We start from the raw sequence: 13,581 nt of genomic DNA on the forward strand, positions 1-13,581 counted from the left end.
GTCTCAGACGTTGAAGCCGAGGGCGCGCAGCTGCTCGCGGCCGTCGTCGGTGATCTTGTCCGGGCCCCACGGCGGCATCCACACCCAGTTGATCGCCACGTCGCCGACCAGGCCCTCCAGGGCCGCGTTGGTCTGGTCCTGGATGACGTCGGTCAGCGGGCAGGCCGCCGAGGTCAGCGTCATGTCGATGACGCAGTTGGACGCCTCGTCCACGTGGACCCCGTAGACGAGCCCCAGGTCGACGACGTTGATGCCGAGCTCGGGGTCGACGACGTCCTTCATCGCCTCGGTGACGTCCTCGACCGTCGCGGTCGTGGTTCCCGAGGCGAGCGCGTCCACGTCGACCGGCGGCAGGTCCGAGTGGGCGGTGTTCTGGTCGTTCATGCTGTCTCCTGAGCGTTGTGGTTGCCGAGCACCTGGCTGGTCGCGTCCTTCCAGGCCATCCAGGACAGGAGCGCGCACTTGACGCGCGCCGGGAACTTCGCGACCCCGGCGAAGGCGATCCCGTCCTCGAGGACCTCCTCGTCGGGCTCGACCTGGCCCTTGCCCTGCATCAGGGTGAGGAACTCCTGGTGGATCGCCATCGCCTCCTCGACTGGGCGGCCGATGACCAGGTCGGCCATCACCGAGGTCGACGCCTGGGAGATGGAGCACCCCTGGGCGTCGTAGGAGACGTCGGCGACACTGCCGTCCTTCAGGTGGACCCGCAGCGTCACCTCGTCGCCGCAGGTCGGGTTGACGTGGTGCACCTCGGCCTCGAACGGCTCCCTGAGGCCGGCGTGGTGCGGGTTCTTGTAGTGGTCCAGGATGATCTCCTGGTAGAGCGAGTCGAGCTCCGCGGACACGTGGATCACCCCACCTTGAAGTACGAACGGGTGTAGTGGAGTCCCTCCACCAGGGCGTCGATCTCCGCCGGCGTGGTGTAGAGGTACGACGACATCCGCGTCGAGCTCTGCACGCCGAAGCGGGCGTGGGCCGGCTTGGCGCAGTGGTGCCCGGCGCGTACCGCGATGCCCCGGGTGTCCAGGACCTGCGCGACGTCGTGCGGGTGCACCCCGGCCAGCTCGAAGGCGACCGCGCCGCCGCGGGAGGCGGCGTCCTGGGGCCCCAGCACGGTGAGGCCGGGGACCGAGAGCAGCCCCTCGAGGGCATAGCCGGTGATCGCCTTCTCGTGGGCGTGGATCGCCTCCATGCCCACCGCGCTCAGGTAGTCCACCGCCGCGCCCAGTCCGACCGCCTCGACGATGGGCGGGGTGCCCGCCTCGAACTTCGCGGGGATCGGGGCGTAGGTGGAGCGCTCCATGCTGACGGTGGCGATCATCTCGCCACCGCCGAGGAAGGGCGGCAACGCCTCGAGGACCTCGCGCCGTCCCCACAGCACCCCGATGCCGGTCGGCCCGACGACCTTGTGGCCGGTGAAGGCGACGAAGTCGGCACCGGTGGCCGCGACGTCGACGGGCAGCTGGGGCGCCGCCTGGGAGGCGTCCACCACCACCAGGGCTCCGACCGCCTTGGCCCGGGCCGCGATCTCGGCGACCGGGTTGATCGTGCCGAGCATGTTGGAGACCCAGGTCAGCGAGACCACCTTGGTGCGCTCGGTGATCAGGTCGTCGACCCCCGACAGGTCCAGCCGGCCGTCGTCGGTGAGCCCGAACCACCTCAGGGTGGCTCCGGTGCGCTCGGCGAGCAGCTGCCACGGCACGATGTTGGAGTGGTGCTCCATCTCGGTGATGACGATCTCGTCGCCCTCACCGACCGCCAGCGGACCGCGCGCCCAGGCGAGCGTGTTGGCCACCAGGTTGAGCGCCTCCGAGGCGTTCTTGGTGAAGATCACCTCGTCGCGCGACGGAGCCTTGACGAACGCCGCCACCTTGTCGCGGGCACCCTCGAACGCCTCCGTGGCCTCGGCCCCCAGCGCGTGCATCGCCCGGGAGATGTTGGCGTTGTGCCGCTCGAGGTGGTCGACCATCGAGTCGATGACGACCTGCGGCTTCTGGGAGGTGTTGGCGCTGTCGAGGTAGACCAGCGGCTGCCCACCCGCGACCGTGCGCTCGAGGATCGGGAAGTCCTTGCGGATGATCTCGAGCTCGGGGAGCAGACCGGGGAGAGTCATGCTCAGACCGTGGCCTTCGTGTACTTGTCGTAGCCCTCGGCCTCGAGCCGGTCGGCCAGCTCCGGGCCACCCTGCTCTGCGATCCGGCCCGCCACGAAGACGTGCACGAAGTCGGGCTTGATGTAGCGCAGGATCCGCGTGTAGTGCGTGATCAGCAGAACGCCCTTGTCGCCCTTGGCGGCGAAGCGGTTGACGCCGTCGGAGACGACCTTGAGGGCGTCGATGTCAAGGCCGGAGTCGGTCTCGTCGAGCACCGCCACCTTGGGGTCGAGCAGCTCGAGCTGGGCGATCTCGTGCCGCTTCTTCTCCCCGCCGGAGAAGCCCTCGTTGACCGAGCGCGAGGCGAAGGACGGGTCGAGGTCGAGGGCCTTGAGCGAGGAGTTGACGTCCTTGACCCAGGTGCGCAACTTCGGCGCCTCGCCGTCGATCGCGGTCTTGGCGGTGCGCAGGAAGTTCGACACCGAGACGCCGGGGACCTCGACCGGGTACTGCATGGCCAGGAAGAGCCCCGCGCGGGCCCGCTCGTCGACCGACATGCTCAGCACGTCGTCACCGTCGAGGGTCACGCTGCCGCCGGTGACCGTGTACTTGGGGTGCCCGGCGATCGAGTACGCGAGGGTGGACTTGCCGGACCCGTTCGGGCCCATGATCGCGTGGGTCTCGCCGTCGTTGATCGTCAGCGTGACGCCCTTGAGGATCTCCTTGGGACCGTCCTCGGTCTCCACCGAGACGTGCAGGTCCTTGATCACCAGTGTGCTCATCGTGTGTGTCTCTCTACTCTCTGCTGAAGTCGGGGGGTCAGGACGGCGTGACGCCGTTGAGGGGGGTGGCCACGTCGACGTAGAGGTCGTCGCCGCGGACCTCGACCGAGAAGGTCGAGACCGGCTCGGTGGCCGGTGGGACCGTCGGCTTGCCGGTGCGGAGGTCGAAGCTGGAGCCGTGCAGCCAGCACTCGATCGCGCAGTCGGCCACGTCCCCCTCGGAGAGGGCGACGTGCCCGTGGGAGCAGACGTCGTGGAGGGCGAAGAACTCCTCGCCCTGGCGGACGAGGGCGACCTCGATGTCGTCGAGCGTCACCGCGAGCGCGCGGTCCTGCTCGACCTCGGCGACACCGCAGGCGCGCTGGAAGGCCATCAGAAGTGCTTCCCGGTGACGTTCTTGGCGAGCTCGGCCTCGACGACGGCGATGAGCCGCTCCTCGATCTCGGGGACGTCGACCTTGCGGATCAGGTCGTTGAAGAAGCCGTGGACGACGAGGCGCCGCGCCTCGGCCTCCTCGATCCCCCGCGAGCGCAGGTAGAAGAGCTGGTTGTCGTCGAAGCGACCGGTCGCCGAGGCGTGCCCGGCACCCTCGATCTCGCCGGTCTCGATCTCCAGGTTGGGCACCGAGTCGGCCTGGCAGCCGTCGGTGAGCACCAGGTTGCGGTTCTCCTCGTAGGTCTCGATCCCCTCGGCGACCTTGCGGATCAGGACGTTGCCGACCCAGACCGTGTGGGCCTTGTCGCCCTGGAGCGCACCCTTGTAGACCACGTGGCTCTTGGTCCGGGGCGCGGTGTGGTCGGCGAAGAGCCGGTGCTCGAGGTGCTGGCCGGCGTCGGCGAAGTAGAGGCCGAGCATCTCCGCGGACCCGCCGGGCCCGTCGTAGGTGACGTTGGCGTCCATCCGCACGACGTCGCCGCCGAAGGTGAGGGCGGCGTGCTTGTAGGAGGCGTCGCGACCCACCCGCGCCTGGGTGTGGGTGAGGTGGACCGCGTCGTCGGCCCAGTCCTGGACCGAGACGACCGTGACCTCGGCGCCGTCGCCGACCACGACCTCGACGACCTGGGCCAGCGTGGCGCTGCCGGTGTGGTTGAGCACCACGGTGGCCCGCGAGTGACGGCCGAAGCGGAGCGCGACGTGGGCCGCCTCCTGCCCCTCGGCGCCGGTGCCGCGCACCTGCACCACCACGGGCTCGGAGACCTCGGCCTCGGCGGGCACGTCGACGAGCAGGGTGCTGGGCGTCTCGGCCAGCACCCGGGCGGTGAAGCGGCTGTTGGGCACCAGCCCGGAGACACCCCGCAGGTCGCGGGCCTCGGGGCCCTCGACCCGCTCGACCCGCACGGGGTCGGGGGTGTTCCACTCCAGGGCGGTGGTGGGCGCGGCGAACGCGGCGTCGCCGTGCAGGTCGCGCAGTCGCTTCAGGGGGGTGAAGCGCCAGATCTCCTCGCGCCCGGTGGGCACGGGGTGGTCGGACACCTCGAAGGACCCCAGGGGGTGCAGGTGGCTCTCCACCCGGTCCATCTCGAGGGCGGACGCCACCCCTTCACGGGCGGTCTCGGTCACGGTCACAGGTTCTGCTTTCTACGTCGTTGCGGGGTCAGGCGGGAGGGGCCGGTCAGCCGACCGCACCCTCCATCTGCAGCTCGATCAGGCGGTTGAGCTCGAGGGCGTACTCCATCGGGAGCTCCTTGGCGATGGGCTCGACGAAGCCGCGGACGATCATCGCCATCGCCTCGTCCTGCTCCATGCCTCGCGACATCAGGTAGAAGAGCTGGTCGTCGGAGACCTTGGAGACGCTGGCCTCGTGGCCCATCGAGACGTCGTCCTCACGGATGTCGACGTACGGATAGGTGTCGGAGCGGCTGATCTGGTCGACCAGGAGCGCGTCGCACAGCACGTTGGACTTCGAGCCGTGGGCGCCCTCGTTGACCTGGATCAGGCCCCGGTAGGACGTCCGGCCGCCGCCACGGGCCACCGACTTGCTCAGGATGGAGCTGGAGGTGTGGGGCGCGGCGTGGACCATCTTGGCGCCGGCGTCCTGGTGCTGGCCCTCGCCGGCGAACGCGATCGAGAGCGTCTCGCCCTTCGCGTGCTCACCCATCAGGTAGATGGCCGGGTACTTCATGGTCACCTTGGAGCCGATGTTGCCGTCGACCCACTCCATCGTGGCGCCGGCCTCGCAGGTGGCCCGCTTGGTGACGAGGTTGTAGACGTTGTTCGACCAGTTCTGGATGGTCGTGTAGCGGCAGCGGCCGCCCTTCTTGACGATGATCTCGACCACCGCGGAGTGCAGGGAGTCCGAGCTGTAGATCGGCGCCGTGCAGCCCTCGACGTAGTGCACGTAGGCGTCCTCGTCGACGATGATCAGGGTCCGCTCGAACTGGCCCATGTTCTCGGTGTTGATCCGGAAGTAGGCCTGCAGCGGGATGTCGACGTGCACGCCCTTCGGCACGTAGATGAAGGAGCCGCCGGACCACACCGAGGTGTTGAGGGCCGAGAACTTGTTGTCGCCGACCGGGATGACGGTGCCGAAGTACTCGCGGAACAGCTCCTCGTGCTCGCGCAGCGCGGTGTCGGTGTCGACGAAGATGACACCCTGCTCCTCGAGGTCCTCGCGGATCGAGTGGTAGACCACCTCGGACTCGTACTGGGCGGCGACGCCGGAGACCAGGCGCTGCTTCTCCGCCTCGGGGATCCCGAGCTTGTCGTAGGTGTTCTTGATGTCCTCGGGCAGGTCGTCCCAGGTGGCGGCCTGCTTCTCGCTGGAGCGGACGAAGTACTTGATGTTGTCGAAGTCGATCGTCGACAGGTCCGATCCCCACGTGGGCATGGGCTTGCGGTGGAAGAGCTTGAGGCCCTTCAGCCGCTGGTCGAGCATCCACTGGGGCTCGGACTTCTTGGCCGAGATGTCGCGCACGACGTCCTCGTTGAGGCCCCTGCGGGCGGTGGAGCCGGCGTCGTCGCGGTCGGACCAGCCGAACTCGTAGCGCCCGATGCCCTTCAGCTCGGGGTTGAGCTCTTCGATGGAGGTCATGTCAGCCTTCCTTGCTCTGGGGGATGCAGGTGGTGCAGACACCGTCGCCGTGCGCGATGGTGGCAAGTCGTTGGACGTGCGTGCCGAGGACCTTGCTGATCGCCTCGGTCTCGGCCTCGCACAGCTGGGGGAACTCGTGGGCGACGTGGGCGACCGGGCAGTGCTGCTGGCACAGCTGGTCGAGGGAGCCGGCCACGGGGAGCTCCCGGACGTTGGCCGCGTAGCCCTGCGCGGAGAAGACCCGCGCCAGCGCCTCGGCCGGCCTCAGGCCGGGCTCGTCGGTGAGCACGGCCCGGTAGTCGCGCTCGATGAAGCCGGCGCGGCGCCGGGCGAAGTCACGCACCGCGTCCTCGCCACCGGTCTCCGACAGGTAGCGGAGGGCCTGGGCGGCGAGGTCGTCGTACTGCTGGTCGAACTGGTCGCGTCCACTCTCGGTCAACACGAAGACGCGCGCAGGTCTTCCCCGCCCGCGCTGCCCGTCGGCCCGCGGCAGCCGGGACTCCACGACCCCCTCCTGGACGAGCTGGTCCAGGTGGCGCCGGACCGCGGCGGAGGTCAGCTCCAGGCGGGCCGCCAGCGAGGCGGCCGTGGACGGTCCGTTCTCCAGGATCGACCGGACCACCCGAGCCCGGGTGGGCGCGTCCGCCACGGCACCGACGGTGCTGGGCGAGGTCCGGTCGAATTCCACAACGCAATTGTTACGTTAATGCGAAGTCGCTTTCAAAGAAGGTCACCCTAAGTGACTCCCGCCACATGTCGAGCGACCCTGGTGCCCGGGTGCCCGACTCCTCCACGATGGCAGGGGTGGAAGGGAGAGTGCCCATGGCGCACCGGCGCGCGGCACAGGACACGGTACGCCCGTGACCCGGTCCTCCCTGCTCTGGGTCGCCCGGCAGGCCGCGTGGGTCACCATCGCGATCCTGGTCTACTTCACCGTCCGCGGGCTGACCGTCGGCGCGGTGCCGGAGGCCGACGCGCACGCCTACGACCTCATCGCGCTCGAGCAGCGCCTGGGCCTGCACGTGGAGGCCCAGATCCAGGACCTGGTCGCACCCTGGGACTCGACCCGGACCCTGGCCAACTGGGTCTACATCTGGGGCCACTGGCCCGTGATCGTGCTCACCATGATCTGGCTGGCCGTCCTGCACCGGCACGTCTTCCTGCGGCTCCGGGACGCGATGCTGGTCTCCGGAGCGCTCGGGATGCTCGTCGTCGCCCTCTACCCCGTCACTCCCCCGCGACTGCTCGACCTCGGGATGGCCGACACGGTGAGCGAGGAGTCCCGCGCCTACCGCTACCTCCAGCCCCCCGCCTTCACCAACCAGTACGCGGCCATGCCGAGCCTGCACACCGGCTGGGACCTGCTCGTCGGCATCGCCATCGTGACCGCGGCCGCCACCTTGTGGCTGCGGACGGTCGGGTTCGCCCTGCCGGTCCTGATGGGCCTGGCCGTGGTGGCGACGGCCAATCACTACGTCCTGGACGTGGTGGTCGGCGTGACGCTCGCGCTCCTCGGGCACACCGCCGCCCTGCAGCTCGAGGCACGCCGTCACCGGCGGCGCAGCCAGCCCTTGGAGCCGGAGCGGGCGGGGTGAGCACGCCGGCCCGGACCGACCCGCGCGGGCCGCTGCCACGGGTCGGTTCCTAGACTGGTGGCGTGCCCACCTCCTCCGCCGCCGTCGAGGTCGACGGCCTGGTCATGAGGTACGGCGACAAGGTGGCGGTCGACGGCCTGTCGCTGCGCGTGGAGCGCGGCACGATCACCGCCGTCCTCGGCCCCAACGGCGCCGGCAAGACCACCACCCTGGAGACGTGCGAGGGCTACCGCCGGGCCCAGCAGGGCCGGGTCCGGGTGCTGGGTCTCGACCCCTACCGGGACCGGCGCGCCCTGCTGCCCCGGATCGGGGTGATGCTCCAGTCCGGCGGGGCCTGGTCCGGGGTGCGGGCCATGGAGATGCTGCGGCACGTCGCCGCCCTGCACCGCGACCCGATGGACGTCGACACGCTCGCCGAGCGGGTCGGTCTCGGGGACTGCGGCCGCACGCCCTACCGGCGGCTCTCCGGCGGCCAGCAGCAGCGGCTCGGCCTGGCGATGGCCCTGGTGGGACGGCCCGAGCTGGTCTTCGTCGACGAGCCGACGGCCGGGATGGACCCGCAGGCCCGCCGCGACACCTGGGACCTCCTCGACGACCTGAGGACGCACGGCGTCACGGTCGTGCTCACCACCCACCACATGGAGGAGGCCGAGCACCTCGCCGACCAGGTCCACATCGTCGACCGCGGCGTGCTCGTCTCCTCCGGCAGTCCGCTGGAGCTGATGCGGGGCGGGCGCACCACCATCCGGCTGGTCGTCACCCGACCCTTCCCCGACGGCGCACCCGAGTCGCTGCAGGCCGAGCTGGGCCCCGACACCGACGTCCGCCAGCTCGGGGCCCTCAGCATGTCGGTCTCCGGCACCGCGGACTCGCGGACCCTCGGCGTGGTCGCCCGCTGGTGCGAGGCCCACGCCGTGCTGCCCGAGTCGCTGACCCTGGGCCAGCGCACCCTCGAGGACGTCTTCCTCGAGCTGACCGGCCGGGGGCTGACCTGATGAGCACGCTCGATCTGCGTCCCGCCCCGGGAGCGGCGCCGCTGTGGCGCCAGGTCCTCGCCCAGGCGCGCATGGAGTCGCGGCTGATGCTCCGCAACGGCGAGCAGCTCCTGCTCGCCCTGGTCATCCCCGTCCTGGTGATGGTCGGCGGGGTCCGTGCCGCCGACCGGTTCGACCTCGGCTTCGACCGACCGGTCATCGACGTGCTGGCGCCCGGCGTGCTCGCGCTCGCCGTCATGTCCACCTCCTTCACCTCGGTGGCGATCGCCACCGGCTTCGAACGCCGCTACGGCCTCATCAAGCGGCTCGGTGCCTCACCGCTCCCCCGGTACGGACTCCTCCTGGGCAAGGTCGGCGCGGTCCTCCTGGTCCAGGCGATGCAGCTGGTCGTGCTGGCCGGCGTCGCGCTGGCCATGGGCTGGCAGCCCGACCCGAGCGGGTGGTGGGCCGCGCTCCTCCTCCTGCTGCTGGGCACCGGCGCCTTCACCTCCTGGGGCCTGCTGGTCGCCGGCACCCTGCGCGCCGAGGCGACGCTGGCGGCCGCCAACCTGATCTACCTGCTGCTGCTCACCGGCGGCGCCGTCCTCCTCCCCGCCACCACGTACGGTGGATTCGGCGAGATCGTCGCGTGGCTCCCCTCCGGCGCCCTCGGTGAGGGAATGCGCGCCGCTCTGCTGGACGGCCGGGCAGACGGCTCGGCCATGCTCGTCCTGGTGGCCTGGGCGACGCTGGGCGCGGTGGCCACCGCACGCACCTTCAAGTGGGAGTGACCCGAATGACCCTGGCTCGTCTCGCCCCGTGGCTGTGGCCGCTGGCGATCGCCAACCTGCTGGCCAACATCGGCATCGTCGTCACCGGGGCGGCGGTGCGCCTCACCGGCTCCGGGCTCGGCTGCCCGACCTGGCCGCGCTGCACCGACGAGTCCTTCGTGGCCCACGGCGAGCTGGGCATCCACGGTGCGATCGAGTTCGGCAACCGACTGCTCACCTTCGTGCTGGCCGCGGTCGCCCTGCTCACCTTCCTGGCCGCCCTCGGGGCCCAGCACCGCAAGGCGACGCGGCTCTCCTTCGTGGTCGGCCTGTCCATCCCGCTGCAGGCGGTGCTCGGCGGCATCACCGTGCTGACCGACCTGAACCCGTGGGTGGTCTCGCTCCACTTCCTGCTGTCGATGGCCATCGTCATGGTCTGCGTGGTCCTCCTCGACGAGCTCCGCAGCCCCGACCGGGGCCCGGCGCCGCGACTCCACCGCTGGCTCGCCTTCGCCAACCTCGCCGTCGGCTGGGTGGTGCTCTACCTCGGCACCGTGGTGACCGGCGCCGGTCCGCACGCCGGGGACGACCACGCCCCGCGCAACGGCCTGGACCCCGCCGTGCTGTCCCAGGTCCACGCCGTCTCGGTCTACGTGCTGGTCGCGCTGACCGTGGCGCTCCTGGTCGCGGCGCTGCACGCCCGGATGCGCTGGCTCACCCTGGTCACCGGCCTGGTGCTGGCCATCGAGCTGGCCCAGGGCGTGCTGGGCTGGGTGCAGTACTGGCTCGACCTGCCGATCGCGCTGGTCGCACTGCACATGCTGGGCGCCGGCCTGCTCGCGGCGGGCCTGGCGCGGATCACCTTGGCGGTCCTCCCCCACCGCTCCGAGGCGGAGCCGGCCGAGCACCCCGACCCGACCGCCCCGCCGCAGACCGAGGCCGCCACCACGCTCAGCCCGCGCTGACCCCGCGCTCGGCCACGCGCTGACCCCGGGCCGGCTCCGTGGTGGCTCCGTGGTGGCTCCGTGCGTCGGGCCGCGGCGGGCGCGCCGGAGCCGGGGGCTGCACGCGGGCCGACCGGAGCGGGCTCAGAAGAGCAGCGGGTCCAGCGCCACGGCCACGAAGAGCAGCGACAGGTAGAGGTTGGAGTTGTGGAAGAGCCGCATCGGTGAGATGTCGGTGAGCTGGTCGGAGGCCTTGGCCCGGTTCCACATCCGGTGCGCCTCGAGCAGGAAGACCGCCCCGAGCACCGCGGCGACGACGGGGTAGACCGGACCGGTCCCGGCCGCCGGCCACAGCAGCATCGAGGTGGCCACCATCACCCAGCTGTAGAGAACGATCTGGCGGCCCACCTCGGCGGCGGGCTTGACCACCGGCAGCATCGGGACGTCGACGTTGGCGTAGTCCTCGCGGTAGCGCAGCGCCAGCGCCCAGGTGTGGGGCGGCGTCCAGAAGAAGACCACCATGAAGAGGATCAGCGGGGCCCAGTCGAGCTGCCCGGTGACCGCGGTCCAGCCGATGATGGTCGGGAAGCACCCGGCGATCCCGCCCCAGACGATGTTCTGGGTGGTGCGGCGCTTGAGGATCATCGTGTAGACGATCACGTAGAAGGCGTTGGCCAGCAGCGAGAGACCGGCGGAGAGCACGTTGACCCACACGGCCAGGACCACCGTGGAGAGAGCCGCCAGCACGGTGGCGAAGACCAGCGCCGAGGCCGGGGTGACCACGTGCCGGGGCAGCGCCCGGCGACGGGTCCGACGCATCTGCTCGTCGATGTCGCGGTCGTAGACGCAGTTGTAGGCCGACGCCGAGCCCGCGCTCAGCGCCCCGCCGATCACGGTGGCGACCACCAGGCCCAGCGGCGGCACCCCGCGCGCGGCGAAGAACATCACCGGCACCGTGGTGAGCAGCAGCAGCTCGATCACCCGGGGCTTGGTGAGCCCGACGTAGGCCGCGAGCACGTCCTTGATCCCGGCGCGCGGCGCAGCCTCGCCCGGGGTCCGGGATCCGTCGGGAGACCGGTGGGGTCCGGACTGCTCGGCGTCAGGGGCCGAGTGGCCGACGTACGTCACGGAGATGAACCTCGGTTGAGTGGGGTACAGGCGGGGTCGAGTCTAGCCCGACCCCTGAGTAGGCTCGTGCCTGCCTATCGGCTCTGCCGAGTTGTTGAAGACGTTCGAAGGGAAGCACGTGACCGCACGGACCAAGGGATCCCCCGCTCTGGAGTGGACCGACCTCGACGACAGGGCTGTGGACACCGCCCGGGTCCTCGCGATGGATGCCGTCCAGAAGGTCGGCAACGGTCACCCCGGCACCGCCCTGAGCCTCGCGCCGGTGGCCTACCTGCTCTTCCAGAAGGTCATGCGCCACGACCCCGCGGACCCGAACTGGATCGCCCGGGACCGCTTCGTGCTCTCCTGCGGCCACACCAGCCTCACCCTCTACCTCCAGCTCTACCTGGCCGGCTTCGGCCTCGAGCTCGACGACCTCAAGGGGCTGCGCAGCTGGGGCTCCAAGACCCCCGGCCACCCCGAGTTCGGCCACACCGCCGGCGTGGAGACCACCACCGGCCCGCTCGGCCAGGGCGTCGCCAACGCCGTCGGCATGGCGATGGCCGCCCGCCGCCAGCGCGGCCTGCTGGACCCGGAAGCCGCCCCCGGCGAGTCGCTCTTCGACCACCACGTGTACTGCCTCGCCTCCGACGGCGACCTGCAGGAGGGCGTCAGCGCCGAGGCCTCCTCGCTCGCCGGACACCAGCAGCTGGGGAACCTCACGCTGATCTGGGACGACAACCAGATCTCCATCGAGGACGACACCGACGTGGCGTTCACCGAGGACGTCGCGCTGCGCTACGAGGCCTACGGCTGGCACGTGCAGACCGTCGACTGGGCCGGCGACCGCAGCGACCCGGACGTCTACCGCGAGGACGTCCAGGGGCTCTACGACGCCCTGGCGGCCGCCCGCGCGGTCACCGACCGGCCCAGCTTCATCAAGCTGCGCACCACCATCGCCTGGCCCGCGCCGAACGCGCGCGGCACCGGCGCCGCCCACGGCTCCGCCCTGGGCGCCGACGAGGTCGCCGCCACCAAGGAGATCCTCGGCTTCGACCCGGCCCGGACCTTCGAGGTGCCCGACGAGGTGCTCGCCCACACCCGGCAGGCACTCGAGCGGGGCAAGGCCGCCGGCGACGCCTGGGACGAGCAGTACGCCGCGTGGGCCGCGGCCAACCCCGAGCGGGACGCGCTGCTGCACCGGGTCAAGGAGCGCCGCCTGCCCGACGGCTGGGCCGACGCGCTGCCGTCCTGGGAGGCCGGCGCCGGCGTCGCCACCCGCAAGGCCTCCGGCGAGGTGATCAACGCCGTCGCCGGCGTGCTGCCCGAGCTCTGGGGCGGCTCCGCCGACCTGGCCGGGTCCAACAACACCACGATCAAGGGCGCGGCCTCGTTCAACCCGGTCACCCGCACCACCAGCACCTGGAAGGGCGAGCCCTACGGTCGGGTGCTCCACTTCGGCATCCGCGAGCACGCGATGGGCGCCATCATGAACGGGATCACGCTGCACGGCGGCACCCGCGTCTTCGGCGGCACCTTCCTGCAGTTCGCCGACTACATGCGTCCCGCCGTCCGGCTGGCCGCGATGATGCAGGCGCCGGTGATCTACGTCTGGACCCACGACTCCATCGGCCTCGGTGAGGACGGGCCCACCCACCAGCCGATCGAGCACCTCGCGGCGCTCCGCGCGATCCCCGGTCTCGACGTGGTCCGTCCGGCCGACGCCAACGAGACCGCGGCCGCCTGGAAGGCCGTGCTGGAGAACACCGACCGCCCGGCCGGGCTCTGCCTGACCCGCCAGGACGTCCCCGTGCTCCCCCGCGGCGTGGTCGACGGCGAGCACTGGGCCGGCACCGACGACGTCGCCAAGGGCGGCTACGTGCTCCTCGACGCCGAGGGCGGCCAGCCCGACGTGGTGCTGGTCGCGACCGGCTCGGAGGTCCAGCTCGCGGTCGAGGCGCGGGCCACGCTGGCCGAGCAGGGCGTCCGCGCCCGAGTCGTCTCGATGCCGTGCCGTGAGTGGTTCGACGCCCAGAACCAGGCGTACCGAGACGCGGTGATCCCGCCCATCGTCAAGGCGCGGGTCAGCGTCGAGGCCGGGATCTCCCAGGGCTGGCGCGACGTGGTCGGCGACGCGGGACGGATCGTCTCGCTCGAGCACTACGGCGCCAGCGCCGACTACACCCGGCTCTATCAGGAGTTCGGGATGACGGCCGCGGCCGTCGTCACCGCAGCGCTCGACAGCATCGCCGCCGCGGAGGCCTGACCGCAGCGATCCAGGCACCG

The 13,581-nt window shown here is 71.1% G+C and carries 14 protein-coding genes; 5 read left to right on the top strand and 9 right to left on the bottom strand.

What is annotated here, in order from left to right; translation table 11 throughout:
- Positions 1-3: 3 nt before the first annotated feature.
- Genes AC4BG9_RS12430 through AC4BG9_RS12465 form a run of 8 tightly spaced genes read right to left on the bottom strand, consistent with a single transcriptional unit; the run spans position 4 to position 6,593 of the window.
- Positions 4-384, bottom strand: a complete 381-nt coding sequence (locus tag AC4BG9_RS12430) for a metal-sulfur cluster assembly factor (protein WP_490571419.1) — start codon at positions 382-384, stop codon at positions 4-6.
- Entirely contained in the window at positions 381-845 is a 465-nt protein-coding gene (gene sufU, locus AC4BG9_RS12435; protein WP_490571420.1) for a Fe-S cluster assembly sulfur transfer protein SufU, read from the bottom strand. The genes AC4BG9_RS12430 and sufU overlap by 4 nt, the downstream gene beginning before the upstream one ends.
- Before the next feature lie 5 nt (positions 846-850).
- Positions 851-2,113, bottom strand: a complete 1,263-nt coding sequence (locus tag AC4BG9_RS12440) for a cysteine desulfurase (protein WP_490571421.1) — start codon at positions 2,111-2,113, stop codon at positions 851-853.
- Positions 2,114-2,115: 2 nt separating this feature from the next.
- Complete coding sequence (sufC, locus tag AC4BG9_RS12445; RefSeq protein ID WP_490571422.1) at positions 2,116-2,874, bottom strand: Fe-S cluster assembly ATPase SufC; 759 nt, start codon at positions 2,872-2,874, stop codon at positions 2,116-2,118.
- A gap of 37 nt (positions 2,875-2,911) precedes the next feature.
- Positions 2,912-3,247 (bottom strand): non-heme iron oxygenase ferredoxin subunit, encoded by a 336-nt coding sequence (locus tag AC4BG9_RS12450; protein WP_490571423.1) that lies wholly within the window; start codon positions 3,245-3,247, stop codon positions 2,912-2,914.
- Positions 3,247-4,434: a Fe-S cluster assembly protein SufD gene (sufD, locus tag AC4BG9_RS12455; RefSeq protein ID WP_490571424.1), complete on the bottom strand. Its 1,188-nt coding sequence runs from the start codon at positions 4,432-4,434 to the stop codon at positions 3,247-3,249. Before sufD ends, AC4BG9_RS12450 begins: the two co-directional genes overlap by 1 nt.
- A 52-nt stretch (positions 4,435-4,486) precedes the next feature.
- Positions 4,487-5,905, bottom strand: a complete 1,419-nt coding sequence (sufB, locus tag AC4BG9_RS12460) for a Fe-S cluster assembly protein SufB (RefSeq protein ID WP_490571425.1) — start codon at positions 5,903-5,905, stop codon at positions 4,487-4,489.
- A gap of 1 nt (position 5,906) precedes the next feature.
- Entirely contained in the window at positions 5,907-6,593 is a 687-nt protein-coding gene (locus AC4BG9_RS12465; protein WP_490571426.1) for a helix-turn-helix transcriptional regulator, read from the bottom strand.
- Positions 6,594-6,765: 172 nt separating this feature from the next.
- Between AC4BG9_RS12465 and AC4BG9_RS12470 the strand changes: the two genes are divergently transcribed.
- The 4 genes from AC4BG9_RS12470 to AC4BG9_RS12485 all read left to right on the top strand — a co-directional run bounded on the left by AC4BG9_RS12470 (position 6,766) and on the right by AC4BG9_RS12485 (position 10,209).
- Positions 6,766-7,500 (top strand): phosphatase PAP2 family protein, encoded by a 735-nt coding sequence (locus AC4BG9_RS12470; RefSeq protein ID WP_490571427.1) that lies wholly within the window; start codon positions 6,766-6,768, stop codon positions 7,498-7,500.
- A 62-nt stretch (positions 7,501-7,562) separates the two neighbouring features.
- On the top strand, positions 7,563-8,495 hold the full coding sequence (locus tag AC4BG9_RS12475) for an ABC transporter ATP-binding protein (RefSeq protein WP_490571428.1): 933 nt from the start codon (positions 7,563-7,565) through the stop codon (positions 8,493-8,495).
- The gene (locus AC4BG9_RS12480) at positions 8,495-9,265 is read left to right on the top strand and encodes an ABC transporter permease (protein WP_490571429.1); all 771 of its coding nucleotides are present in this window, start codon (positions 8,495-8,497) and stop codon (positions 9,263-9,265) included. The genes AC4BG9_RS12475 and AC4BG9_RS12480 overlap by 1 nt, the downstream gene beginning before the upstream one ends.
- 5 nt (positions 9,266-9,270) lie before the next feature.
- Positions 9,271-10,209 (top strand): COX15/CtaA family protein, encoded by a 939-nt coding sequence (locus tag AC4BG9_RS12485; protein ID WP_490571430.1) that lies wholly within the window; start codon positions 9,271-9,273, stop codon positions 10,207-10,209.
- A 123-nt stretch (positions 10,210-10,332) separates the two neighbouring features.
- Here the strand turns inward: AC4BG9_RS12485 and AC4BG9_RS12490 are convergent, their stop codons facing one another.
- On the bottom strand, positions 10,333-11,316 hold the full coding sequence (locus AC4BG9_RS12490) for a heme o synthase (RefSeq protein ID WP_490571431.1): 984 nt from the start codon (positions 11,314-11,316) through the stop codon (positions 10,333-10,335).
- A 118-nt stretch (positions 11,317-11,434) separates the two neighbouring features.
- Here AC4BG9_RS12490 and tkt point away from each other — a divergent pair, with 118 nt between their 5' ends.
- A complete protein-coding gene (gene tkt, locus AC4BG9_RS12495; protein ID WP_490571432.1) occupies positions 11,435-13,561 on the top strand; it encodes a transketolase in 2,127 nt (708 codons plus the stop codon).
- Positions 13,562-13,581: the final 20 nt, after the last annotated feature.

This window comes from Nocardioides sp. Z40_12 (genome assembly GCF_058215795.1).

Excerpts from the sequence above, each read along its gene's own strand:
- AC4BG9_RS12430 (WP_490571419.1), bottom strand. The coding sequence starts at position 384 with ATGAACGACCAGAACACCGCCCACTCGGACCTGCCGCCGGTCGACGTG.
- AC4BG9_RS12440 (WP_490571421.1), bottom strand. The coding sequence starts at position 2,113 with ATGACTCTCCCCGGTCTGCTCCCCGAGCTCGAGATCATCCGCAAGGAC.
- sufC (WP_490571422.1), bottom strand. The coding sequence starts at position 2,874 with ATGAGCACACTGGTGATCAAGGACCTGCACGTCTCGGTGGAGACCGAG.
- AC4BG9_RS12450 (WP_490571423.1), bottom strand. The coding sequence starts at position 3,247 with ATGGCCTTCCAGCGCGCCTGCGGTGTCGCCGAGGTCGAGCAGGACCGC.
- sufB (WP_490571425.1), bottom strand. The coding sequence starts at position 5,905 with ATGACCTCCATCGAAGAGCTCAACCCCGAGCTGAAGGGCATCGGGCGC.
- AC4BG9_RS12480 (WP_490571429.1), top strand. The coding sequence starts at position 8,495 with ATGAGCACGCTCGATCTGCGTCCCGCCCCGGGAGCGGCGCCGCTGTGG.
- AC4BG9_RS12485 (WP_490571430.1), top strand. The coding sequence starts at position 9,271 with ATGACCCTGGCTCGTCTCGCCCCGTGGCTGTGGCCGCTGGCGATCGCC.